Here is a 23,583-nt window from a genome sequence, read left to right as displayed (position 1 = left end):
CGGCCTCAGGCTGCGGCGCGCAGGCCGACCGCGCTCGTCGGAAACTGAACGAAGCCGGGCAGCGCCTCCACGCGCGCCAGCCATGCCCGCAGCGCGCCGTAGGGCGAAAGGTCGACATGGCCTTCCGGTGCGTTGGCGGTGTAGCTGTAGGCGGCGATGTCGGCCAGCGTCGGGCGCCCGCCCACCAGGAAGGGCCGCCGCGCGAGCTCGCCGTCCATCACCTTGAACAGGCCATGGGCGCGCGCGATGGCCTCGGTGGTGTCGGCCCCGGTGCGGAACAGCACCGCGACGCGCGCCGCCGCCGGGCCGTAGGCGATCAGGCTGGACGCCACCGACAGCCAGCCCTGCACCGCGGCGCGGCCGGCGGCGTCGCGCGGCAGCCAGGCGCCGTCCGCGTCGTATTTGCTGGCCAGGTAGACCAGGATGGCCGTGCTGTCCCAGACATGGTGCCCATCGTCGTCCAGCAGCGGCAGCTGGCCGAAGGGATGGCAGGCGAGGAACTCGGGCGTCTTGTGCTCGCGCGCGGCGAGGTCCACGTCGACGAGTTCGTGCGGCAGGCCCAGCAGCGAGAGCGCGAGCTCGGCGCGGTGGGCGTGTCCGGAGAGGCGGTGGCGGTACAAACGGAGGGTCATGGCGGCTCCTTGCTGAAGACGCAGTCACTGTGCCGGCCGGCTCGCCGCCGGGAAACGGCGTGCCCGGCAAGTCATTCTTTCCGGGCGCGGCGGGAATCCATCTCAACCCGCACCCAGGCCGGCGCTCAGGTGGTCGCCGAAGGCCTTGACCTTGCCCGACTGCCGCCGCTGCGGCGGGCTGACGAGCTGGATGGGCAGCGAGCGCCCCAGCCACCGCGGCATGGCCAGCTCCACCTCGCCCGAGGCCAGCTCGCGGTCGAACAGCCAGGTCGGTGCATACGCCAGGCCCATGCCTGACAACACCGCCTCGCGCACCGCCTCGCCGCTGTTGGTGCGCAGCCGCCCGCCCACGCGCACGCTCACCAGGCTGCCGGCGGCCACACCCGTCTCCGGGCCGGCCTCGAAGGTCCAGATCGGCCCCGTGCGCAGCTCGCTGTAGACCAGGCATTCGTGTTGCGCCAGATCGGCCGGTTCGCGCGGCGCCTCCACGCCCCGGGCCTCGAAATAGCCCCGGCAGGCCACGACGGCGCGGTGCGTGGTGCCGACGCGGCGGGCGACGAAGCTGGAGTCCGGCTGCTCGCCGATGCGCACGGCCAGGTCGATGCCCTGCTCGATGAGGTCGATGAAGCCATCGTCCAGCCGCAGGTCGACCTTCACGCCCGGGTGGGCTGCCAGGAAGCTGCGCACCAGCGGCATCAGCTTCATGCGGCCGAAGGTCACCGAGGCGGCGACCCGCAGCCAGCCCTGGAGCCGGTGCTCGCCCTCGCGCAGCTCGCCCTCGGCCTCGGCCACCTCCGCCACCAGGCGCCGCGCCTGCTCGACGTAGCGCCCGCCCGCCTCGGTCAGCTTCAAGGCCCGCGTGCTGCGCGCCAGCAGCTGGGCGCCGAGGGCCTTTTCGAGCGCCGCCACCTGCTTGCTGACGGCGCTCTGGGTGCTGCCCAGCTCGCGCGCCGCCGCCGAGAAGCTGCCCAGCTCCACGACCCGCACCAGGGTCTGCATCGCCTGCAATCGGTCCATCGCCATCCCATCCAGTCTCCACGGGAATAAATGTTAGGCAACCAGCCCGGCTTCCGGAGAAGGGCGGCGGCAATCACAGTGAGGCCACTCAACTTATCGGAGCTTCCGCCATGACCTCTCCCGTCGTCCTCGTCACCGGCGCCCTCGCCGGCATCGGCCGCGCCACCGCCCTCGCCTTCGCCCGCCGCGGCGCCACCGTCGTCGCCAGCGGCCGGCGCGATGCCGACGGCCAGGCCCTGGCCGCCGAACTCAAGGCCGCGGGCGCGGCCGAGGCCGCCTTCATCCGCGCCGACGTGCGCGACGAGGCCGAGGTGCGCGCCCTCGTCGAGCAGACCGTGACGCGCTTCGGCCGCCTGGACGTGGCCGTGAACAACGCCGGCGTCGAGGGCACCACCGGACCGATCACCGAACAGAGCGCCGAGAACTACGCGGCCATCTTCGACACCAACGTGCGCGGCGTGCTGTTCTCGCTCAAGCACGAGATGCGCGCCATGCTGGCCCAGGGCAGCGGCGCCATCGTCAACCTGTCCTCGGTCGCCGGCCTGGTCGGCTTCGCGGGCGCCTCGGTCTACGCGGCCAGCAAGCATGCCGTCGAGGGCCTGACCAAGAGCGCAGCCCTGGAAGGCGCCGCGGCGGGCGTGCGCGTCAATGCCGTCGCCCCCGGCCCGGTGCAGACCGAGATGATGGAGCGCTTCACCGGCGGCAACGCCGATGCCAAGGCTGCGCTGATCGCCGCCATGCCGGCCAAGCGAGCGGCCAGCCCCGAGGAGATCGCCAAGGCCATCGTCTTCCTGGCCGGCGACGGGGCGGGCTACGTGACGGGCCAGTCGCTCGGCATCGACGGTGGTTTCACGGCCGGGTGAACGCGGCCGTCGGCCGGTACTTTCGCCATCCGCTGCCGCCCTGCCTAGCATGCCGCCCGCGCCCCGGACAGGGGGCAGACAGGGAACATGATGACGAAGACGAAGAAGCTGGGGTGGCGGTGCTTGGCCGCCCTCGGAATGGCAGTGGGCCTGGCCGCGCTGGCGGCCTGCGGCGGAGGCGGCGGCTCCGGCGGCGGGACGGGCGGAGGCGATCCGCCTGCGCTGCAACTGGCCGTCACGGGCGAGGCCGTCGTGAAGGTGCGCAGCCAGGGCAGCCGCTGGGTCGCCCTGACCGAGAAGGCCCGCACATTGGAGATCCCGACCCAGCCCGAGCGGCGCCTCTGGGTCTCGCTGGCCGACGGCCGCGGGCGTGGCGCGGACTACCTCCCGCCGGCCGGCTGGTCGCTGCTGGACTTTGCCCTGCACCCCTCCGGCGAGATCAGCCTCGTCCTTGCCAGCAACCGCGAGCTGCGGCTGCTGCGCCTGTCGGCCACAGGCCAGCCGCTGCGCGACCAGGCCTTCACCGACGCGCAGGTCGCCGCCGACCCCTTCGTCGGCGACCCGGTGAGCGCGCGTGATCCGAGCTCGCTGCTGCCCTACTACACCCGCGACGCGGCCCGCCTGGCCGCCGTCGGTGAAGACCTGGCCCTGGCCTCGCGCTCCGGCTACCACGCCGTGCTGGTGCACCGCCTTGCCTACGCGGCGGGCAGCGGTTTCACGAAGCAATGGCGGCGCGTCGTCGAGCCGGGCGTCTTCATCGGCGCGCGCTTCCTGACTTCAGGCAGCTTCGACCCCTTCAAGAGCATGGACTTGCAGTGGCGGGTCGCGTTGGATGCCGATGCCCAGGGCCGCATCGCCGTGGCCGTGACGCTGGGCGACACCGACCTCGTCGAAGGCCACAGCCAGCACTTCGGCGAAGCCATCGACCCGCGCATCGCCAACGGCCTGCTGCTGACCCAGTTCGACGGCGGCGGCCAGCGCCTCGGAACGGCCGTCGTCGACACCCAGCAGCGCTCCGAGCTGCACGCGCTGCGCTGGGTCGGCGACCGCGTGGCCGCGGCCGGCCGCGTGCGCAGCCGCCAGACGGCCGATGGCTGGGACGCCTTCGTCGCCCTGGTGCCCGCCGGGGCCACCGCACCGTCGGCCTACCGCGTGCTCGACTTCGAGGCCGGCGACGTCATCTTCGACGTGGCCGCGCGGGCCGATGGCAGCCTGCTGGCCAGTGGCAGCGCCGGCTACACGCAGAACCCGACCGGCGCGAGCATCTCGGAAGAGGCCAAGCCCCTGCTGGCTCGGCTGGCGGCCGACGGCCAGCTTCAGCAGCGCCTCGACGTCGCGCCGGCGGCCCGGCACAACCAGCTCCGCGCCCTGGCCCCGCGGCCGGACGGCAGCTGGCTCATCGCCGGCATGGAGAACGGCCCGGGCACCCACTCGGCCGATGCCAACCCTGCGGCGCTGACGGCCGACGGCTACCTGCGGGAGCGCCGCTTCTGACGCCACCGTCCAGCGGCGTCTAGCCGTGCGCCGCGCCGAGGTAGGTCTCGATGACCCGCGGGTCGGCCGCGAGCTGGTCGGCTGGCCCGCTGAGGCCGAACTCGCCGGTCTCCAGCACATGGCCGTGGTCGGCCACGCGCAGGGCGGCGCGGGCGTTCTGCTCGACGAGCAGGATGCTGACGCCCGTGGCGCGCAGGTCCTCGACGATGGCGAAGATCTCCCGCACGATCAGCGGCGCCAGGCCCAGGCTGGGTTCGTCCAGCATCAGCAGCCTGGGCCGGCCCATCAGCGCCCGGCCCAGCGCCAGCATCTGCCGTTCGCCGCCCGAGAGGGTGCCGGCGGCCTGGCTGCGGCGCTCCTTGAGCCGCGGGAAGCGGGCGTAGACGTCGTCCAGCCCCGCGCGCCACTGGCGCTCGCCCAGCTTCTTGGGCCGCCAGCCGCCCAGCAGCAGGTTGTCCTCGACGCTCATGGTGCCGAAGAGCTCGCGCTTCTCGGGCACCAGGGCCAGGCCGGCCATGACGCGTTCTTCGAGCGTCAGCCGGGCGATGTCCTCGCCGGCGAAGCGCAGGCTGCCGCTGCGCGACGGGATCAGGCCCATCAACGCGCCCAGCAGCGTGCTCTTGCCCGCGCCGTTGGGGCCGATGACGGTGACGACGCTGCGCTCCGCGGCGGTGAAGCTCAGCCCGTGCAGCACCTCGGCGCGGCCGTAGCCGGCATGCAGGTCGACCACCTCCAGCAGCGCCGTCATGCCTCGGCTCCCAGGTAGGCCGCGCGCACCGCGGGGCTGGCCTGCACTTCGGCGGGTGTGCCCTCCATCAGGTGGCGGCCGAACTCCATGACGACGATGCGGTCGGTCAGCTTCATGACGAAGTCCATGTCGTGCTCCACCAGCAGCAGCGACAGGCCCTCGGCCTTGAGCTGCCTCAGCACCTCGGCCAGCGCCTGCTTCTCCTTGTGGCGCAGGCCGGCGGCAGGCTCGTCCAGCAGCAGCAGCGAGGGGTCGCTGGCCAGGGCGCGGGCGATCTCGACGAGGCGCTGCGGGCCGAGGGCCAGGTTGCCCGCCAGCTCGTGCGCCTGCTCGGCCAGGCCGATGCGGCGCAGCTGGCGCAGCGCCTCGGCCCGCGCCTGGGCCTCCTCGGCCTTGTCCAGGCGCAGCATGGCGCGAACGGTGCCGCTGCGCGTGCGCAGATAGGTGCCCAGGGCGACGTTGTCGAGCACCGTCATCTCCGGCACCAGCTTGACGTGCTGGAAGGTGCGCGACAGGCCGGCGCGCGCGATCTCGCGGCTGCCGCGGCCGTCTACGCGCTGGCCCAGCAGCTCCACCTCGCCGCTGGTCAGCGGCAACACGCCGGAGACGAGGTTGAAGGTGGTGCTCTTGCCGGCGCCATTGGGGCCGATGAGGCCGACGATGTCGCCGGCGCGGATCTCGAAGCTGATGTCGTTGACGGCGATGAGGCCGCCGAAGGCCTTGCGGATGGTGCGCACGGCCAGCAGCGGCGCGCCGGGCTGCGGATGCTCACGCGAGGCCAGCGGCGGCGCGGCTTCGTCCACGGACCGGGCGGCGCGTGCCGGCAGCCAGCGCGACAGGATGCGCGACGCCAGCGGCCACAGGCCGTCCGGCGCGAAGCGCAGCACCAGCACCAGCACGACCCCGAAGACGATGATCTCGTAGTTGCCCGAACCGCCGAAGAGGACGGGCAGCCAGACCTTGAGCTGGTCTTCGGCCAGCTTGACGAGGGCCGCGCCGGCAAAGGCGCCGCCGACCGTGCCGATGCCGCCCAGCACCGCCATGAAGAGGTATTCGATGCCGAACTTGATGCCGAAGGGCGACGGGTTGACGCTGCGCTGCATGTGGGCGTAGAGCCAGCCCGACACCGCGGCCAGCAGCGCGGCGATGACGAACATGACGAGCTTGTGGCGGAAGGTGGAGGCGCCCATGGCCTCGGGCATGGTGGAGCCGCCGCCGCGGTTGGTGTTGAGGGCGCGCATGATGCGCCCCGGCCGGGAGTCCAGCAGCCGCGTCACTGCCAGCGCCGCGAGCAGCGCGGCCAGCCAGATCAGCAGGTAGATGCGCCGCTCGCTCTGGAAGCTGAAGTCGCCCAGGGTCAGGGCCGGCAGGCCGAGCAGCCCGTCGTACTTGCCCAGCGACTCGAGGTTGCCGACGAGGTAGTACAGCGCCAGGCACCAGCAGATGGTGGCCAGCGGCAGGTAGTGGCCCGACATGCGCAGCGTCAGGGCCCCGATGACCAGGGCCAGCACCAGGGTGATGGCCAGGCCTGCGGCCAGCCCGAGCCAGGGCGACAGGCCCATCACCGTGGTCAGGTAACCCGTGGCGTAAGCCCCGACGCCGGCGAAGGCCGCCTGGCCGAACGACGTGAGGCCGCCGACGCCGGTCAGCAGCACCAGGCCCAGCACGACCAGCGAGAACAGGCCGATGTAGTTGAGCTGGGTGATCCAGAAGTCGGGCACGGGCGCGAAGGGGAACAACAGGATCAGTGCCGTGGCGACTGCTGCAACGGCGGGACGCTTGATGACACTCATGACGAGGCGACGACTTTGAACACAGCCACAGAGGCACAGAGACACAGAGACAGCGGGTTCACAGCGCAATCCTTTTCACACCATGCCGCAACTGCGCATGGTTGAAGTTGATCAGCAGGCCAGACCGAAGCTTCAGCAGCCGCAGATAGGTCAGCACCTGCGCGGTGTGCACGGGAGCCAGACACTCCACCGCCTTGAGTTCCACGACGAGTTCTCGGTCGACGACGAGATCGACCCGGTAGCTGGAACCAAGTGGCTGCCCCTTGTAGGTCATCGGCACTTCCAGTTGCCGCTCGACGGCCAGGCCACGGGATTTCAGCTCGATGTCCATCGCCGCTTCGTACGCGCTCTCGAACAGCCCCGGCCCCAATTCCTTGTGAACTTCGATGGCAGCCGCGATTACCGCGTCACTGACCCGATACCTCTGTGCCTCTGTGCCTCTGTGGCTGTGTTCTGCGGATGCCAATCAGTGCTCCTCGTGGTGCGGGTCCACGAAGGACCGCCACAGCAGCACCGGCAGGATGACCGTGAAGACGATGACCTCCTTGAAGGCGCTGGCCCAGAACGAGCCGAAGCTCTCGATGAGGCCCACGCCGACGGCGCCGGCCAGGGCCATGGGGAAGCTGGCCAGGCCACCGAACACCGCGGCCACGAAGCCCTTGAGGCCGATGAGGAAGCCGGTGTCGTAGTAGATGGTGGTCGATGGCGAGATCAGCAGGCCCGACAGCGCGCCGATGAAGGCTGCCATCGTGAAGCTCAGGGCCCCCGCCGCGTCCCCCGAGATGCCCATGAGCCGGGCGCCCGTGCGGTTGACCGAGGTGGCCCGCAGCGCCTTGCCGGTCAGCGTGCGCTCGAAGAACACCGCCATGGCCACGAGCAACGCGACGGAGGCGCCGAAGATGATCAACGTCTGCCCGGTCAGCGACAGTGGGCCGAGGTCGAAACGCGCATCCCAGAAGGCCGGCGTGCGATAGCCCTCGGCGCCGAAGAAGACCAGGCCGACGCCGGTCAGCGCGAAGTGCACCCCCACCGAGACGATGAGCAGGGTCAGCACGCTGGCCGACGACAGGGCGCGGTAGGCCAGGCGGTAGAGCAGCGGGCCCATGGCCGTGACCACCGCCAGTGTCAGCGCGACCTGCACGAGCAGCGAGGGCTGCTGGGGCGCCAGCCAGTGCGTGAGCCCCGAGGCCGCGAGCGGGAACCCCAGCGTCGCAAGCAGCCGCTGCGCCAGCCGTGCCGCATGCCAATGCTCACGCAGGCCCTGGGCCAGGTCCAGCACCGCCGCCGCCACCGCCATCATCAGCAGCAGCCACACCGTGCCCGGCACCTTGCCCGCCTGCAGCGAGGCCAGCGTCAGCGCGCCGAAGGCGACGAACTCGCCCTGGGGAATGAAGATGACGCGGGTGACCGAGAAGACCAGGACCAGGGCCAGGGCGACGAGGGCGTAGATGGCCCCGTTGGTCAGGCCGTCGAGACCGAGGATGGCGGCAATCGTGAGATCCATGGCGGCGCGCAGTGAAAGGCGCGCCCATGGTATCGGCGATACATCGACCGAACGGTCGGGAATTCACCCAGGAAAAAGGCGCCCACGCAGGGGCGCCTTTCCTGGCGGAGAAGCCAGGCTCAACTGTTCTTGTTGTCGACGATGAGCTGGTTGTTGACCTGCTTGACGCCATCCACCGCCGAGGCCAGCGTGCTCGCGCGCTCGCGGGACTGGCTGTCGGGCGCCTTGCCGGTCAGCGTGACCTGGCCTTCGCGCGTGTCCACGTTGATCTGCGTGGCCTTGAGCTTGTCGTCCGCCACCAGGGCGGCGTTGACCTTGGCGGTAATGGCCATGTCCGTGGACACGCGGGCCGTCGTGTCGGCGGCGCGCGAGGCCGACATCTCGGCATCGTTCATGGCCTGCTGGGCGTCCTTCTTGGTGTCGCGGGCGGCCTGCTTGGCGTCGGCGACGGCGTTGTCCAGCTTCTGGCCGGCGGTCAGTTCATCGTCATGCTGCCTGCCGCAGGCGGTCAGCGCCGTGGCCACGGCCAGGGCGGCCAGCAGAGGCAGTCGGGGGGCGAGGGTCGGCTGTTTCATAGGGCGTCCTTTCCAATCGATGAGGCCGTGCAGCGGCCGGTGTCTCCACTTTCGGCGCCGGCCGGGGCGGGCGGCTTAAGCCCAGGCGCCAATCGCCTGTCGGACCGGACCGACAGGGCGCCGCCCGTGCAGGCCGACCGGTTCCGTCCTACACGCGCGCCCGCGGGCGTCCCACGCGGGCCCGCGAAGGCGGCCACCAGCATCGCGGCATGAAACGCGTGGTCCTCCTTACCGGTGCCATCGTGCTGGGCAGCCTCGCCGTGGTGGCGGCGCTCGACTTCGCCGGCTGGCCCGGGCTGGCGCCATGGCTGGCCGCGCGCAGCGGCTTCGGCCTGGCGGTGGACGATGGCTCGCGCCTGCATCTGCTGTTCAGGCCCCGGCTGGAGGCGCCCCGCCTCACCGTGCAGGCGCCCCAGGGCCAGCCGCTGGCCGAGGCCCGGGCCGTGCGGCTGGACTGGCATTGGGGCGACATCTGGGACTGGCGCCACGGCGCGCCGCTGCGGCTGCGCCTGGTGCAGGCAGACACGCTCTGGCTGAACTGGCTGCGCGACGCCGCCGGCCGCACGCCCTGGCCGCTGCAGCCCGCCGGCGGCCAACACCAGCCGACGCCCGTGCCGCAGATCGACCACCTCGTCATCCGCCAGGGCAGTGCCCATCTGGATGACGCCCCGCTGCAGCTGGCCGGCGACGCCCGCTTCGCCACCCAGGCCGACGGCCACTGGCAGGCCGAACTCAAGGGCCGGCTGCGCGGCCAGGTGCTGGCCCTCGATGCCCAGGCCAGCGCCGGCCTGGCCCTGCTCTCGCCGCCCGAGGGCGGCGCGCCGCCGGTGCAGTTGCACGTCGAACTCAGCCAGGGCCCGCAGCACCTGTCCTTCCAGGGCACGGCGGCCTCGCTGCTGGACGCGCGGGCGCTGGACGGCCAGCTGCAGGTGCGGGGCAGTTCGCTGGCCGCCGTCGGCCGCCCCTTCGGCGTCACCCTGCCCCACACGCCACCCTTCGACCTGGCCGGTCGGCTGCGCCACGCCTCGGGCGTGTGGCAGCTGGACGACGTGCGCGCCCGCATCGGCCGCAGCCGCCTCGGCGGCGACTTCGCCTTCGACACCCGGCCGGCGCGCGCCAACCTCAGCGGCGTGCTGCGCGGCGGCCCGCTGCGCCTGGCCGACCTCGGCCCGGTCGTGGGCACCGACACGCCCCCCAGCCGCCCCGGCCGGCTCCTGCCCGACCGGCCCATCGACATCCCCTCGCTCAATGCCATGGACGCCCACGTCGGCATCGCGCTGAGCCAGCTCGACCTCGGCGCGGCCAGCCTGGCGCCGCTGTCGCCCGTCAATGCCAGCCTGGTGCTGGAAGGCGGCGTGCTCAACCTCACCCACATCAACGCCGGCATCGCCGGCGGCGAGGTGGCTGGCGACGTGAAGCTGGACGCCCGCGCCGCGCCGCCCTTGTGGCAGGCGCGCCTGGGCGTCGCCGGCATGGCCATCGAGCAGTGGTTCAAACCCCAGGTGCGCGGCCTCGCCGCCAGCCCGCTGACCGGCCGGCTGCGTGCCGACCTCGACGTGCAGGGCCGCGGCCGCAGCACCGCCGAGCTGCTCGGTCACCTCGACGGTCCCGTGCGGCTGCGGGTGGAGAACGGCAGCCTGTCGCATCTGCTGACCGAGGCCATGGGCCTGGACGTGGCCCAGGGCCTGGGCATGCTCATCAAGGGCGACGACAACCTCAAGCTCAACTGCGCGCGGCTGGACGGCCGCTTCGTCCAAGGCGTGCTGCGCCCGCGCACCGCCCTGCTCGACAACCGCGACAGCCGCATCGACCTCGATGGCCGCGTCAACCTCGCCGACGAGAGCCTGGACCTGCGCCTCGTCGCCAAGCCCAAGGACTTCTCGCCGCTGACGCTGCGCGCGCCGGTGCGGCTGCAGGGCACGCTGGCCGACCCGCGCTTCGCCCTGGAAGGCAGGCGCCTGGCTGGGCGCGGCATCGCCGCGCTGGCCCTCGGGGCGCTGACGCCCCCGGCCGCACTGCTGGCCTTCGTCGACCCCGGCGAGGACCTGCCGCCGGTGGATTGCAGCCTGCCACCCCGCGGCCCCGACGAGGCCAAGCGCTAACCGCGCCAGTCAGCGGCGCCTGTGGGGTTGGTCGTGGATGGCGTCGAGGAACTCGCTGAACGTCTCGGCGCAAGGGCCTTCGGGGCAGAGGAAGAGGCCCTCCGCCTCGGCCGGCACGTCCGCCGGGAAGCCCAGGGCGCTGAGCGAGTTCACCGCGTCGCCGCACAGGGCCACCGTGCGACCGCAGCGCCAGGCCATCTTCAGCAGGGCTTGCAGCCGGGCGCAGCCGGTGGGCGCCGCCCAGACGTCGGAATTCAGCACGACGAGGCCGTCGGCCCAGTCCGCCGCCGGCGGCGGCTCGCCGAACTCGTCGTCCAGGCGCCAGCGCAGCACGTCGGCGCCGCTGGCCGCCAGCTGCGCGAGCTGCTCCTGGTGGCGCTCCAGCACCTCGGAGGTGCCGACCACGCAGATCAACATGTCAGCGGCCGGCCGCTGGGCGGGGGCCGCCCCGGGCAGGCATTCCGTCGCGTTCATGGCGCGTCTCCGCACGAGCTGGGGGCTGGCTCGACTCTCACCCCGTCGCTGCCAGCCGCTTGTGAGCAGCCGGCGCGACACGGCGTAGGACGACGCCCATGCGACGGCGCGGCGGCCTGCTGCCAAGACTGGACGCCGCCTGGCCGACACTTCCGCCCCGCACCTGCTACCCACGTCCGCCCATGCCTGACGCCACGTCCACACTGACTCCCGCCGCACCGCCGCCGCCCGGCTTCACGCACTACCAGCGCTTCGCGACGGGCCTGCTCACGCTGCTGCAGTTCGCCGTCATCCTCGACTTCATGATCATGTCGCCGCTGGGCGCGATGATCATGCCGGCCCTGGACATGACGGCCCGGCAGTTCGGCCTCGTCGTCTCGGCCTACGCCTTCAGCGCCGGCGTCTCCGGCCTGCTCACCGCAGGCTTCGCCGACCGCTTCGACCGCAAGAAGCTGCTGCTCTTCTTCTACGCCGGCTTCCTGCTCGGCACGCTCTGGTGCGGCCTGGCGGGCAGCTTCGAGTCGCTGCTGGCGGCGCGCATCGTGACGGGGCTGTTCGGCGGCGTCATCGGCTCCATCGTCATGGCCATCACGGCCGACCTCTTCGAGCCCGCGCTGCGCGGGCGCGTCATGGGCCTGCTGCAGGGCGGCTTCGCGGCCAGCCAGGTGCTGGGTCTGCCCTTCGGCCTCTTCCTGGCCACGCACTGGAACTGGCACGGGCCCTTCCTGGCGCTGGCGGGCTTCGGCGTCGTCGGCGGCCTGCTGATCGCCTGGCGCATGAAGCCGGTGGACGCCCACCTCGCCCTGCCCCGCGACCGCAATGCCTTCTGGCACCTGCTGCACACCGTCGCCAACCGCCGCCACCTGCTGGCCTTCGCCATCACGGCGCTGCTGACCACCGGCGGCTTCATGATCATGCCCTTCGCCAGCGCCTTCTCGGTCCGCAACGTCGGCATCGACCTGGAGCACCTGCCCATCGTCTACCTCGTCACCGGCATCAGCACCCTCTTCGTCGCGCCGCTGGTGGGGCGGCTGAGCGACCGTTTCGGGCCGCTGCCGGTCTTCTACACCGGCAGCGCCATCACCATCGCCATGGTGTCCATCTACACCCGGCTCGGCCCCTCGTCGCTGCTGACCCTGGTGGTCATCAACGTCGTGCTGTTCGCCGGCATCTTCTCGCGCATGGTGCCCTGGCAGGCGCTGGTGGCCGGCATCCCGGCGGCGGAGCAGCGCGGTGCCTTCAACGCCATCAACTCGGCCTTGCAGCAGCTCGCCGGCGGCGTGGCCTCGCTGGTGGCGGGCCACCTCGTGCGCATCGGCGCCGACGGCCGCATCGAGCACTTCCCGTGGGTGGGCAACGTGCTCATCGGCACGACCCTCATCGTCGCGGCGCTGATCTGGCAGCTGCGCGGCAGCGCTGTCCGGCCCGCGCGACGACCCGCCTAGCCCTAACTCATCCACGCGTTGCCCCCGGAGAGCCGCTGCGCTATCGTGCAGCGACCAAGCTCACGCGGGGAGGGAGGATGCGCAAGACCACGAGCCGGTCCGGCTGCGCTCCGGCGTTCGCGCTGGCCGCCCTGCTCTGCGGCCGGCCCGCGGCGGCCCAGCCCAACCTCGTGGACCTCAGCCTCGAGGAGCTGGGCAACGTCACCATCACCTCCGCCTCGCGCCGCGAGCAGCGCCTGGCCGATGCCCCGGCCTCGCTCTTCGTCATCACGGCCGACGACATCCGCCGCAGCGGCGCCACGCGGCTGCCCGAGGCGCTGCGCCTGGCGCCCAACCTGCACGTGGCCGAGGCCTACACCGGCGGCTATGCGATCAGCGCGCGCGGCTTCAACGGCAACTCGGCCAACAAGCTCCTCGTCCTCATCGACGGGCGCTCGGTCTACACGCCGCTGTTCGCCGGCGTGTTCTGGGACGTGCAGGACCTGGCTCTGGAGGACGTCGAGCGCATCGAGGTCACGAGCGGCCCGGGCAGCACGCTGTGGGGCGTCAACGCCGTCAACGGCGTCATCAACATCATCACGCGCAGCGCCGCCGACACGCAGGGCGGCCTGGCCTCGCTGTCGGCCGGCAGCCATGAACGCGGCGCCGTGCTGCGCCACGGCCTGGCCCTGGACGGCGGCGGCGCGCTGCGCCTCTTCGTCAAGCGCACCGACCAAGGCGCCACCGAGACGGCCGCCGGCCAGCGGGTGGACGACGCCGGCCACCTGCTCAGCGGCGGCTTCCGGGCCGACTGGGGGCGGCCGGGCGAGCGCTTCACGTTGCTGGGCCAGGCCTACCGCGGCAACCACGGGCAGCCTGAGCCGGGCAGCATCGCCGTCGGCGGCGTCAAGTTCGCGCTGGACACCATCACGCTGTCCGGCGCCAGCCTGCTGGCCCGGTGGGAGCGCCCGCTCGGCCCCGGCGGGCTGAGCGTGCAGGCCTATGTCGACCGCACGGTGAGGCGGGTGCCCCCGACCTTCGACGAAGGCCTCACCATCGCCGACCTGGAGCTGCAGTACAGCCTCAAGCCCGCCCCCGCGCACACGCTGGTGATGGGCGCCGACCTGCGCCGCTCGCGCGACCGCGTGGGCCACGGTGCGCCGCAGTTCGCCTTCCTGCCCGAGCGGCTGAACCAGGCCTGGACCAGCCTGTTCGCCCAGGACGAGATCGCCTTGGGCCGCGACTTGCATCTCACCGTCGGCGCGCGTGTCGAACGCAACGACTACACGGGCTCGGAGTTCCTGCCCAACCTGCGCCTGGCCTGGAAGCCGGCACGCAACCACCTCTGGTGGGCCTCGGCCGCCCGCACCGTGCGGGCGCCCTCGCGCCTGGACCGCGACGCCTACATTCCGGCCCAGCCGCCCTACCTGCTCGACGGCGGCCCGGGCTTCCGCGCGGAGACCGCCGACGTGCTGGAGCTGGGCTACCGCGGCCAGCCGCTGCCCGCACTGACGCTGTCGGCCACCGCCTTCCACGGCGACTACGACCACCTCCGCACCCAGGAACTGGCCTCGAGCGGCACCTCGGTCTATTTCGGCAACGGCATGCGGGGCCGCGTCAGCGGCGCCGAGGCCTGGGGCAGCCTGCAGCTGGCCCCGGGCGCCCGCCTGCATGCCGGCGTCACGCTGCTGCGCCCGCACCTGGCCTTGCGGCCCGGCAGCATCGACACCGCCAACTCCGTCGCCGCCGCCGAGGGCGCCATGCCGCGGCAGACCTGGCAGCTGCGCGGGGCCTTCAACCTGCCCGGCGATGCGGAGCTCGACCTGATGCTGCGCCACGTCGGCGCCCTGTCCGCGCCCACCGTGCCGGCCTACACGGCGGCGGACCTGCGCCTGGCCGCGCCGCTCGGCACGACGGCCGAGATCGCGCTGGCCGGCCGCAATCTCTTCGACCGCGGCCATGGCGAGTTCACGCCCGAGGCGACACGCACCGAACTTGGCCGCCAACTGATGCTGCAGCTGCGCCTGCGCTACCGCTGATGGCCGCCGCCGCCTTCCTCGACCGCCGCGGGCTGCTGCTCGCGGCCCTGGCCGTGGCGTTCGGCGCCCGGGCTGGCGAGGACGAGGCCGTCGAGTACCAGGTCAAGGCCGCGTTCGTGTGCAAGTTCGGCAACTATGTGGAGTGGCCGCGGGAGGCACTGGGCGGGCCGGGCGAGCCCTTGCGCATCGGCGTGATGGGCCCGGACGCCGTGGTGGCCGAGTTCCGCCACACCGCGCAGGTCGCCTCGGCGGCCGGCCGGCCGGTGGAGGTGCAGAGGCTCACGCAGCCCGAGCTGCCCGAGGGCCTGCACGCCGTCTTCGTGGCGCGGGCCATGGCCCACCAGGCCGCCGCCGTGCTGGCGGCGGCACGCGGCCGGCCCATCCTCACCGTGACCGAGCTCGACGCCGGCGACGCGGCCGGCATGATCAATTTCGTCGTCGTCGACGACAAGGTGCGCTTTGACATCTTGTTGCCCGCGGCCCTGCAAAGCGGGCTCAAGATCAGCGTGCGCCTGCTCGGCGTGGCGCGGCGGGTGGAAGGCAGGTCCTAGCCATGTTCAGACTCTCCCTCCAACGCAGGCTGCTGGGCGTCACCCTGCTGACGACCCTGGCGGCCCTGCTCGTCGCGCTCGGCGCGATGGTCGCCTACGACCTGCACGCCTATCACAAGGGCTGGGTGAGCGACCTCCGGGCCCAAGCCGAGCTGCTCGGCCGCTCGACGGCGCCGGCCCTCGAGTTCGACGATACCCACGTGGCCAGCGAGAACCTCGCGCTGCTGCGCCTGCAGTCCAAGATCCGCATGGCCGCCATCTACGGGCCGCAGGGCGACATGTTCGCCTCCTACGCGGCGCCGGGGGTGGAGGCCCGCCCGCCGGCCAGCGCCGGGCCGGCGGGCGTGAGCCACGTCGACCGCGACCTGCTCATCGTGCAGCCCATCATGCAGGGCGGGCGGGAGATCGGCCGGGTCTACCTGCGCGCCGAGTACGCCCTCTACGACCGCGTGCTCAGCTACCTCGGCATCGCGGCCGTCGTGACGCTGGCGGCGCTGGGCGTGGCGCTGCTGCTGTCGGCGCGGCTGCAGCGCGCCGTGGTGCAACCCGTCCTGGCCATGAGCGAGGTGGCGCGCGACGTGATGCAGCGCCAGGACTACTCGCGGCGCGCGGTCAAGGCCACCGACGACGAGGTCGGCGTGCTGGCCGATTCATTCAACGGCATGCTCGGCGAGATCGAGCGCCGCAGCCACGAGGTGCTGCGCCTGAACCAGGAGCTGGAGGCCCGGGTGCAGGAGCGAACGGCCCAGTTGCAGGCCTCCAACGAGGACCTCAAGCGCGCCACCGAGGTGGCCGAGAAGGCCAACCGCGCGAAGTCGGAGTTCCTGTCCAGCATGAGCCACGAGCTGCGCACGCCGCTGAACGCCATCATCGGCTTCGGCCAGCTGCTGGGCGGCGAACTGGGCGAGGCCAGGCCCGAGCGGCGGCGCGAGTTCGTCGACCACATCGTCGGCGCGGGCAAGCACCTGCTGACCCTCATCAACGAGATCCTGCACCTCGCCCGCATCGAGAGCGGCCACGTCGAGCTGTCGCTGGAGCCCGTGCTGCTGGACGAACTGCTGGCCGAATGCCGCCAGATGATGGAGCCCATGGCGGCCCAGCGGGGCATCGCCCTCGCCTTCGAGACGGGCTGCGGGCAGGCGGTGCGGGCCGATCGCATGCGGCTCAAGCAGGTGCTACTCAACCTCGTCAGCAATGCCATCAAGTACAACCGCCCCGAGGGCTCGGTGCGCGTGAGCTGCGGCCCCGAAGGAGAGGGCCTGGCGCGCATCACCGTGCAGGACACCGGCCTGGGCCTCAGGCCCGAGCAGGTCGAGGGCCTCTTCCAGCCCTTCAACCGCCTCGGCCAGGAGGCCGGGCCCGAACAGGGCACGGGCATCGGCCTGGTCGTCACCCAGCGCCTGGTGGAGCTGATGGGCGGGCGCATCGGCGTGCAGAGCACGCCCGGCGCCGGCAGCCTGTTCTGGGTCGAGCTGCAGGCCAGCGAGCCCCTGCCCCTGCCCGCCCTCGAGGCGCGCTCGGCCAGCCCGGCCGCGGCGGTCGCGCCGGAAGGCGGCCAGGGGCGGGCGCCGGCGACGGTGCTCTACGTGGAGGACAACCCCGCCAGCCTGAGGCTGGTGGAGGAGCTGCTCAGGACCCGCCCCGACCTGAGGCTGCTGTCCGCCGGCGACGGCCGCAGCGGGGTGGAGATGGCGCGCGAGCAGCAGCCCGACGTCATCCTGATGGACAACAACATGCCCGCCATGAGCGGCCGCGAGGCCCAGGCCATCCTCAAGCGCGACCCGCGCACGGCCCATATCCCCGTGATCGCGCTGACCGCCAACGCCATGCCCGACGCCGCCGCCTCGGGCCTGGCCGCGGGCTTCTACCGCTACCTGACCAAGCCCCTGGACCCGGGCCAGCTGATGGAGGCGCTGGACAGCGCGCTGGACGCCGTTCGCTCGCGGCGCCCGGGATGAGGCTCAGCCCCGGGCCAGCACCTGGACGGCGGCGGCATCCAGGGCGCCGCCGTAGATGCGGAAGTCCTGCAGCCGGCCCTTGAAGAAAGGGTCCTGGCCGTACTGCGCCCGGCCCAGCCAGTTCTGCGTCGTCGCGCCGAGCTGGTAGGGCGCCAGGTCCATGGTGGCGATGGATGCGGCCGCGACGCCGTCGACGTAGAGGGTGCAGGTGCGATCGCGCAGCGTGACGGCCAGATGCACCCAGCGGCCCTGGGCCAGCGCGCCGGTCGAGACGGTCTGCTCGCCGAAGTAGCTGGTGTTGGTCACGCTGACCCGCATCGTGTCGCGGCTCAGCAGCAGGGCCAGGTAGGTGATGTCGCTGGAGCCGAGATCGAAGACACGGGCGTTGCCGCTGCCCACGCCGCTCCACCAGACCCAGACCGACAGGCTCACGTCGCCAACGCCGTGGAGCAGGCCGGCCGGCATTTCGAGATGACCCGTGGCCCCGTCCAGCGCCAGCGCCTGGCGGCCGGCCTGCCGGCCGCTGTCCCAGGAGGCTCCGCCCTTGAGCACGGCGTTCAGGCCGTGCCCGCTGGCGTCCTGGGCGACCGTGCCCTGGCCCTCGTCGAGGGGCAGGCTGAGCAGCAGCGGCACGTCGAGATCGGCCGCCGCCGCGGCCGACACCGCCAGCGTCGCGCCCGCGCCGTCGAGCGCCCTGACCTGGTATTGCCACTGCCCGCGGGCGGCGGAGGCGTCCGTCCAGGTGCACACCTCGCCCGCCTGGACCTGGCCCAGCACGGTGGCGGTGGCCGAGCCCGACGGCATGCGCTCGACGGCATAGGCAGCGGCCTCGGCCGTGCCCCACCACGACAGCTGCACCGCGCCGCCGCGCACGATGGCCTGCAGGCCGCTGGGCGGCACGCGAGTGGCCTCGGCATCACGCGAGTAGGTCAGCGTGCCGAAGCTCAGGTCGTCGCCGAGCCAGGTGTTGCCTTCGGGCCGGAGCTGCGCGGCCAGCGCCCCGACCCAGGGCGCCGCCAGGCCCCGGCGCTTGGCGTAGTGGTTGTAGATGGCTTCCCAGCACGGCCGGTAGTTGGGCCGGCCCGAATCGGACACGACGGTCATCGTGCCCTGGCGGTTGCTGTAGGTGTAGAAGGGCTGTGCGTAGAAGTTGCCGGCGGCGTCGCGCAGGTTGGACTGGGCCACGTACTCGGCACCGGCCAGCAGGCGGTTGTCGTCGAGGCCGTAGAGGTCGTCGCCCTGGTTCCAGGCCATCTCGCACAGGCAGGCCGCCATGCTGATGCTCAGCGTCGAGTGCCCCTGGTCACGGCCGCTTTCCTGCCACTGCCCGAGGTGGCCGGGATGGCGGGCGTAGACCATGTGCTGCAGCGCGCCGTTGCCCCGGCCGTGATTGAAGTAGCCCAGCGCCTCGTCGTAGATGTCGCGGCGGTCGCAGAACACGCCGAAGGACAGCATGCCGGCCAGCGTCAGCAGGTCCCAGGAGGCCCAGTAGTTGGTGATGTTGGAGCCGTTGTGGTCCTTCAGGAAGCTGCTGGTCAGCGGGTAGAACACGGCGAGCAGCCAGCGCTGGCAGGCCGCCACGTCGGCCGCGGCCCAGCCAGCGTAGGTGCGCAGGATCTCGGCCGCGTTGGCCCACTGGTAGCCATAGATGCCGGCGGCGATGAAGCGGTCGGCGTTGCCGGTCAGCGTCGTCATCGTCGACACCCAGGCGTTGACGTAGGTCACCGCCAGGTCGGCGTAGGCCGTGTCGCCGGAGACCTTCCAGCGCAGCGCGAGCTGGTAGGCGCGCTGCACGTCCTCGACCATGGTGCGGAAGTTCTCGCCATCGCCGCCTCGCACGACGGTGGCCAGCGGCTGCGGCACGCCCCCCAGCCGCGCCCGGCTGCTGGACGTCAGCGCCCGGTAGCCGCTGACCCAGGGCTCGCGCCTGGCGGCGATCTGGCTCCGCATGCGGGCGAAGTCGGCTTCGGTGTGGAGCAGGCCGGGATGGGTGAAGGCCTTGGCCTTCGGGGCGCTGCCGGCCACCGCATCGGCCGGGGCCGAGGCGCCGCCCGCGCCCGCCGCCACATCGCCCGGCGCCCCCGCACCGCCGCCGCTGCAGCCGGCCAGGCCCAGGGCCGAGCCGCCGGTCAGCAGGGCGCGCTGCAGCCACTGCCGGCGGGTCGCGTCGGGCATGAGGAAGGCGTCAAGGTCGAAATCCGTCATGTGGGGCAGCCAGAAGAAAGCGGACGCGCATTCTGTTGCCACACCCGGCGACAGGCGGGGTACGGTTTCATCCTGTGACGGCTGGCGTGGCATCCACGCCAAGGCAGGCCTCCGGCGACGCCCGGCGTCTACGGCCGGGGCTCGTCCCGGCGGCGCTGCGCCACCTCGCGCAGGCAGGCCAGCATCAGCTCGGCGCCGGGCGAGAGCTGGTGGCCGCGGCGGGTGACGATGCCGTAGGCGTCCATGCGCAGGCCGAGGTCGAAATCCAGCACGGTCAGCAGGCCGGTGTCCAGATAGGGCTGCACCAGCTCCTGCGGCAGCGCCACCACCATGTCGGACTGGCACAGCAGGCTGGTCACCACGGGCAGGGACAGGGTCTCGACGGCCTGCTGGGGCTGGTCCAGGCCGGCCGTCAGGAACAAGGCCGTCAGGCGGTCGCGCAGGATGCTGCCGCCCGGCGGAAGGATCCAGCTCTGGCGGGCCAGCTCGGCCAGGCTGAGGTCGCCGCGTCCGGCGAGCGGATGGCCGGCGCGCACGATGAGGCTGTGGGGCTCGTCGGTCAGCGGCTCGAAGCTGAGCTGGGCGGCCGACTCGCTGTCGAGCACGCGGCCGATGACGAGGTCGAGCCCGCCGCCGCGCAGTTGCTCGGTCAGCAGCTTGCTGGTGTCGACGGTGATCGACACGTGCACCCGCGGCTGGCGGGCCTTGAGCGCAACGACGGCCGCCGGCAGCAGCGTCGCCGAGGGCGTCAGCACCGAGCCGACGGCCACACGCCCGCTCAGGCCCGACAGCAGCTCCATCACCTCCTGGTGGCCGGCGTCCAGCTCGGCCAGGGCCGCGCCGGCACGGCGGATCATGACCTCTCCATACCAGGTGGGCGCGACGCCGCGCGGCAGCCGCTCGAAGAGCTTGACCCCGAGGGCATGCTCCAGGTCGGCCAGCAGCTTGGAGGCCGCCGGCTGGGTCAGGTGGGCGGCCTGGGCCGCATGCAGGATGGAGCCATGGCGGCCCAGCTCCACCAGCAGCACCAATTGGCGGGTCTTGAGGTGCGAACGGACGAAACGGTCGGTGCGCGGATCGGGCATGCGTGGGCCGGTGGCGGGTCCTACTCGTGGAAAAGCTGGGAGCGTCCGCCGTCGATGAGGATGTCGGTCGCGTTGATGAAGCGGGCTTCGTCGCTGGCCAGGAAGAGGGCCGTGTAGGCCACCTCTTCCGGTTCGCCGATGCGCTTGCAGGGTAGCAGCTCGACCTGGCGGCGCGCCTCCTCGGGCGTGGCGGCGTCGAGCCAGGCCTGGATGCGCTCGGTCAGGATCAGCCCCGGCGAGATGGAGTTGACCCGCACGCCGCGGGCCGCGTACTGGATGCCCAGGGCCTTGCTCATGCCGATGAGGGCATGCTTGGCCACGGGGTAGGGAAAGGCGTCGGGCACGATGCGGTGGCCATGCACCGAGGCGATGTTGACGATGCTGCCTCCACCGCGGGCCAGCATGCCCGGCAGCACGGCGCGGCTGCAGTGCAGCGCACCCTCGAGGTCGACGGCCAGGCAGCGCCGCCATTGCTCGGCCGTCATGGCCAGCGGCTCGGCGAAGACGTTCATGCCGGCGTTGTTGACGAGCACGTCGATGGGGCCGAAGCGCGCCGCGCCGCGCTCCACCATGGCGCGCACGGCGGCCTCGTCGGCCACGTCGGCGGCGATGAAGAGGGCGCGGTCCGGGCCGAGTTCGGCCACCAGGGCCTCGCCGAGGCCGGCTTCGGCCGGCAGCCCGTTGAGGACGACCCGCGCCCCTTCGGCGGCGAAGAGCCGGGCGACGGCCTTGCCGATTCCCAGGGTCGAGCCGGTCACCAGGGCGACCTTGCCCTGGAGCCGGCCGCCGGCCGACGAGGCCTGGGATGCGCTCATTCGAGGAGTTCGAAGCGGGCCGAGAGGCGGATGTCGTCCGAGGCGGCGCCCACCATGAGGTCGAATTCGCCGGGCTCGGCCACCCACTGCAGCTTGTCGTTGAAGAAGGAGAGCTTGTCGCGGTCGACCTGGAAGCTGACCGTGCGGACCTCGCCTGGCGCCAGGTGCACGCGCTGGAAGTCCTTGAGCTCCTTCACCGGCCTCACCACCGAGGCCACGCGGTCGCGCAGGTAGAGCTGCACCACCTCGTCGCCGGCGCGCTCGCCGGTGTTGCGCACGTCCAGGCTCACCGTCAGCGTGTCGCGGGCGCCCAGCCGCGTGGTGCTCAGGCGCAGGCCGGCGTAGGCGAAGCTCGTGTAGCTCAGGCCATGGCCGAAGGCGAAGCGCGGCGCGTTGGGCGAGTCGATGTAGCCGCTCTTGAACTCCTCCTGCTTGCCGTCGGTGGCGGGCCGGCCGGTGTTGAAGTGGTTGTAGTAGACGGGGATCTGCCCGACGCTGCGCGGGAAGCTGATGGGCAGGCGAGCCGAGGGGTTGTGGTCGCCGTAGAGCACGTCGGCGATGGCGTGGCCGGCCTCGCTGCCCAGCCACCAGGTGTAGGCGACGTTGGGCACGTGATCGGCGATCCAGTCGAACACCATCGGCCGGCCGGCGCTCAGCAGCACCACCAGCGGCTTGCCCGTGGCGTGCAGGGCCTTCACGAGATCCTCCTGCACGCCGGGCAGGCCGATGTCGCTGCGGCTCTTGGCCTCGGCGCTCCAGTCCCAGCTCTCGCCGACGCTGACGACCACCACGTCGGCCTGGCGTGCCACGCGCACGGCCTCGGCGAAGCCGCTGCGGTCGCTGCCCATCATGTCGGCACCCTTGGCATAGAGCAGCCGCGTGCCGTTGGCCTTGGCGCGCTCGGCCAGGCCCTGCCACTGCGAAACGGTTTCGCGGTCGGCGTCATGGCCGGGCACCGACACCGACCAGCCGCCGCGGTTGCCGCGCGCCGGCTTGACCATGGGGCCGATGAAGGCGATGGTCTTGAGGCGGGGCGAGAGCGGCAGCGTCCTGCCGTCGCTCTTGAGCAGCACGATGCTCTTGGCCGCCATCTCGCGGGCGGCCTGGCGGAACTCCGGCCGGCCCACGGTGGAGCGCTCGCGGGCGGCGTCGGCAAAGCGGTCGGCATCGTCGAAGAGGCCGAGCTCGAACTTCTTGCGCAGCACCCGGCGGACGGCGTCGTCCAGCGTCGCCATCGGCACGCGGCCCTCCTTCACCAGCTCGGCCAGGTGCTTGCCGTAGACCTGGCTTTCCATGTCCATGTCCGAGCCGGCGAGGATGGAAGCCTCGGCGGCGGCCTTGTCGTCCTTGACGTAGCCGTGCGTCACCATCTCGCCCATGGAGCCCCAGTCGGAGACCACGAAGCCGGTGAAGCCCCACTGGCCCTTGAGGATGTCGCGCTGCAGGTGGCGGTTGCCGGTGGCGGGCACGCCGTTGAGGTCGTTGAAGGAGTTCATGAAGGTCGCGGCGCCGGCCTCGGCCGCGGCCTTGAACGGCGGCAGATAGGTCTCGAACAGCTGCCGCTCGCTCATGTCCACCGAGTTGTAGTCGCGCCCGCCCACGGCCGCACCGTAGGCGGCGAAGTGCTTGACGCAGGCCATGACGGCGTCCAGCTCACCGAGGCCGCGACCCTGGAAGCCGCGCACCCGCGCGGCGGCGATGCGCGAGCCGAGGTAGGGGTCCTCGCCGGCGCCTTCCATGACCCGGCCCCAGCGCGGGTCGCGGGCGATGTCCACCATGGGCGCGAAGGTCCAGTGGATGCCGGCGGAGGCCGCCTCGGTGGCGGCCACGCGGGCGGAGCGCTCGATGGCCGGCAGGTCCCAGCTGGCGGCCTCGGCCAGCGGGATGGGGAAGGTGGTGGCGTAGCCGTGGATGACGTCCTGGCCGAAGAGCAGCGGGATCTTCAGGCGCGACTGGCGGGCCAGGGCCTGGTACTGCCGCGTGGAGTTGACGCCCACGACGTTGAGCATGGCGCCGATGCGCCCGGCGCGGATCTCGGTGGCGTGGTCGCCCTTGAAGGTGACGGGCCCGGTGGCCAGGGTCTCGCCGGACAGGATGTTGAGCTGGCCGACCTTCTCCTCCAGCGTCATCTGCGCCATCAGCGCGTCGAGGCGGCGCTCGATGTCGGCGGTTTCGGCCCGCGCCATGCCGGCGGTGAAGGACAGCAGGATGGGCAGCAGGGTCCTGAAAAGGGGACGGAGTGTCATGGTCGCCTCGAAAGGGTGGAAGGGTGGAACCGATTCCACATTCTCAGGCCTGCAGGCC

The 23,583-nt window shown here is 72.2% G+C and carries 19 protein-coding genes; 7 read left to right on the top strand and 12 right to left on the bottom strand.

Annotated features, from left to right (window positions below):
• Positions 1 to 5: 5 nt before the first annotated feature.
• On the bottom strand, positions 6 to 632 hold the full coding sequence (locus tag LXT12_RS08610; RefSeq protein ID WP_233391152.1) for a glutathione S-transferase family protein: 627 nt from the start codon (positions 630 to 632) through the stop codon (positions 6 to 8).
• A gap of 102 nt (positions 633 to 734) precedes the next feature.
• Positions 735 to 1,649 carry a LysR family transcriptional regulator gene (locus tag LXT12_RS08605; RefSeq protein ID WP_233391151.1) on the bottom strand — a complete coding sequence of 305 codons (915 nt, stop codon included), beginning with the start codon at positions 1,647 to 1,649 and terminating at the stop codon, positions 735 to 737.
• A 110-nt stretch (positions 1,650 to 1,759) separates the two neighbouring features.
• On the opposite strand from LXT12_RS08605, the gene LXT12_RS08600 reads away from it, so the two are divergent.
• Positions 1,760 to 2,512, top strand: coding sequence for a glucose 1-dehydrogenase (locus LXT12_RS08600; RefSeq protein ID WP_233391149.1), 753 nt, complete (start codon positions 1,760 to 1,762; stop codon positions 2,510 to 2,512).
• Between the two features lie 87 nt (positions 2,513 to 2,599).
• A complete protein-coding gene (locus LXT12_RS08595; RefSeq protein ID WP_233391147.1) occupies positions 2,600 to 4,006 on the top strand; it encodes a hypothetical protein in 1,407 nt (468 codons plus the stop codon).
• 19 nt (positions 4,007 to 4,025) lie between these two features.
• Here LXT12_RS08595 and LXT12_RS08590 read toward each other — a convergent pair whose 3' ends face one another.
• From LXT12_RS08590 to LXT12_RS08570, 5 genes are all read right to left on the bottom strand, one after another.
• Positions 4,026 to 4,754 carry an ABC transporter ATP-binding protein gene (locus LXT12_RS08590; RefSeq protein WP_233391146.1) on the bottom strand — a complete coding sequence of 243 codons (729 nt, stop codon included), beginning with the start codon at positions 4,752 to 4,754 and terminating at the stop codon, positions 4,026 to 4,028.
• Complete coding sequence (locus LXT12_RS08585) at positions 4,751 to 6,547, bottom strand: branched-chain amino acid ABC transporter ATP-binding protein/permease (protein ID WP_233391145.1); 1,797 nt, start codon at positions 6,545 to 6,547, stop codon at positions 4,751 to 4,753. The genes LXT12_RS08590 and LXT12_RS08585 overlap by 4 nt, the downstream gene beginning before the upstream one ends.
• 58 nt (positions 6,548 to 6,605) lie before the next feature.
• A complete protein-coding gene (locus LXT12_RS08580; protein WP_233391144.1) occupies positions 6,606 to 7,013 on the bottom strand; it encodes a GxxExxY protein in 408 nt (135 codons plus the stop codon).
• Positions 7,014 to 8,051, bottom strand: a complete 1,038-nt coding sequence (locus LXT12_RS08575) for a branched-chain amino acid ABC transporter permease (protein WP_233391142.1) — start codon at positions 8,049 to 8,051, stop codon at positions 7,014 to 7,016. It lies immediately after the preceding gene.
• A 119-nt stretch (positions 8,052 to 8,170) separates the two neighbouring features.
• On the bottom strand, positions 8,171 to 8,626 hold the full coding sequence (locus LXT12_RS08570) for a BON domain-containing protein (protein ID WP_233391140.1): 456 nt from the start codon (positions 8,624 to 8,626) through the stop codon (positions 8,171 to 8,173).
• 209 nt (positions 8,627 to 8,835) lie between these two features.
• Between LXT12_RS08570 and LXT12_RS08565 the strand changes: the two genes are divergently transcribed.
• The gene (locus tag LXT12_RS08565) at positions 8,836 to 10,728 is read left to right on the top strand and encodes an AsmA family protein (RefSeq protein ID WP_233391138.1); all 1,893 of its coding nucleotides are present in this window, start codon (positions 8,836 to 8,838) and stop codon (positions 10,726 to 10,728) included.
• A 9-nt stretch (positions 10,729 to 10,737) separates the two neighbouring features.
• Here LXT12_RS08565 and LXT12_RS08560 read toward each other — a convergent pair whose 3' ends face one another.
• Complete coding sequence (locus LXT12_RS08560) at positions 10,738 to 11,202, bottom strand: hypothetical protein (protein WP_233391137.1); 465 nt, start codon at positions 11,200 to 11,202, stop codon at positions 10,738 to 10,740.
• Between the two features lie 182 nt (positions 11,203 to 11,384).
• On the opposite strand from LXT12_RS08560, the gene LXT12_RS08555 reads away from it, so the two are divergent.
• From LXT12_RS08555 to LXT12_RS08540, 4 genes are all read left to right on the top strand, one after another.
• Positions 11,385 to 12,647 carry an MFS transporter gene (locus LXT12_RS08555; protein ID WP_233391136.1) on the top strand — a complete coding sequence of 421 codons (1,263 nt, stop codon included), beginning with the start codon at positions 11,385 to 11,387 and terminating at the stop codon, positions 12,645 to 12,647.
• 77 nt (positions 12,648 to 12,724) lie between these two features.
• Positions 12,725 to 14,665, top strand: coding sequence for a TOL_0244 family TonB-dependent receptor (locus tag LXT12_RS08550; RefSeq protein WP_233391134.1), 1,941 nt, complete (start codon positions 12,725 to 12,727; stop codon positions 14,663 to 14,665).
• Positions 14,665 to 15,216, top strand: a complete 552-nt coding sequence (locus LXT12_RS08545; protein ID WP_233391132.1) for a TOL_0243 family YfiR-like periplasmic protein — start codon at positions 14,665 to 14,667, stop codon at positions 15,214 to 15,216. The genes LXT12_RS08550 and LXT12_RS08545 overlap by 1 nt, the downstream gene beginning before the upstream one ends.
• 2 nt (positions 15,217 to 15,218) lie before the next feature.
• The gene (locus LXT12_RS08540) at positions 15,219 to 17,174 is read left to right on the top strand and encodes a sensor histidine kinase, YfiR-like protein-associated (RefSeq protein ID WP_233391130.1); all 1,956 of its coding nucleotides are present in this window, start codon (positions 15,219 to 15,221) and stop codon (positions 17,172 to 17,174) included.
• 3 nt (positions 17,175 to 17,177) lie between these two features.
• On the opposite strand, the gene LXT12_RS08535 is transcribed toward LXT12_RS08540, so the two are convergent.
• The 4 genes from LXT12_RS08535 to LXT12_RS08520 form a co-directional block, all read right to left on the bottom strand.
• Positions 17,178 to 19,379 carry a LamG-like jellyroll fold domain-containing protein gene (locus LXT12_RS08535; protein WP_233391129.1) on the bottom strand — a complete coding sequence of 734 codons (2,202 nt, stop codon included), beginning with the start codon at positions 19,377 to 19,379 and terminating at the stop codon, positions 17,178 to 17,180.
• A 128-nt stretch (positions 19,380 to 19,507) separates the two neighbouring features.
• Complete coding sequence (locus LXT12_RS08530) at positions 19,508 to 20,464, bottom strand: LysR family transcriptional regulator (protein WP_233391128.1); 957 nt, start codon at positions 20,462 to 20,464, stop codon at positions 19,508 to 19,510.
• Between the two features lie 20 nt (positions 20,465 to 20,484).
• Complete coding sequence (locus LXT12_RS08525) at positions 20,485 to 21,279, bottom strand: SDR family oxidoreductase (RefSeq protein ID WP_233391127.1); 795 nt, start codon at positions 21,277 to 21,279, stop codon at positions 20,485 to 20,487.
• On the bottom strand, positions 21,276 to 23,525 hold the full coding sequence (locus tag LXT12_RS08520; protein ID WP_233391126.1) for a glycoside hydrolase family 3 N-terminal domain-containing protein: 2,250 nt from the start codon (positions 23,523 to 23,525) through the stop codon (positions 21,276 to 21,278). Before LXT12_RS08520 ends, LXT12_RS08525 begins: the two co-directional genes overlap by 4 nt.
• Positions 23,526 to 23,583 lie beyond the last annotated feature (58 nt).

It is taken from the genome of Pelomonas caseinilytica, assembly GCF_021353235.1.
Lineage (GTDB): Bacteria > Pseudomonadota > Gammaproteobacteria > Burkholderiales > Burkholderiaceae_C > Pelomonas > Pelomonas caseinilytica.
The sequence above is the reverse complement of the archived record's forward strand: the minus strand, read 5'-3'. Positions and strand labels throughout refer to the sequence as shown.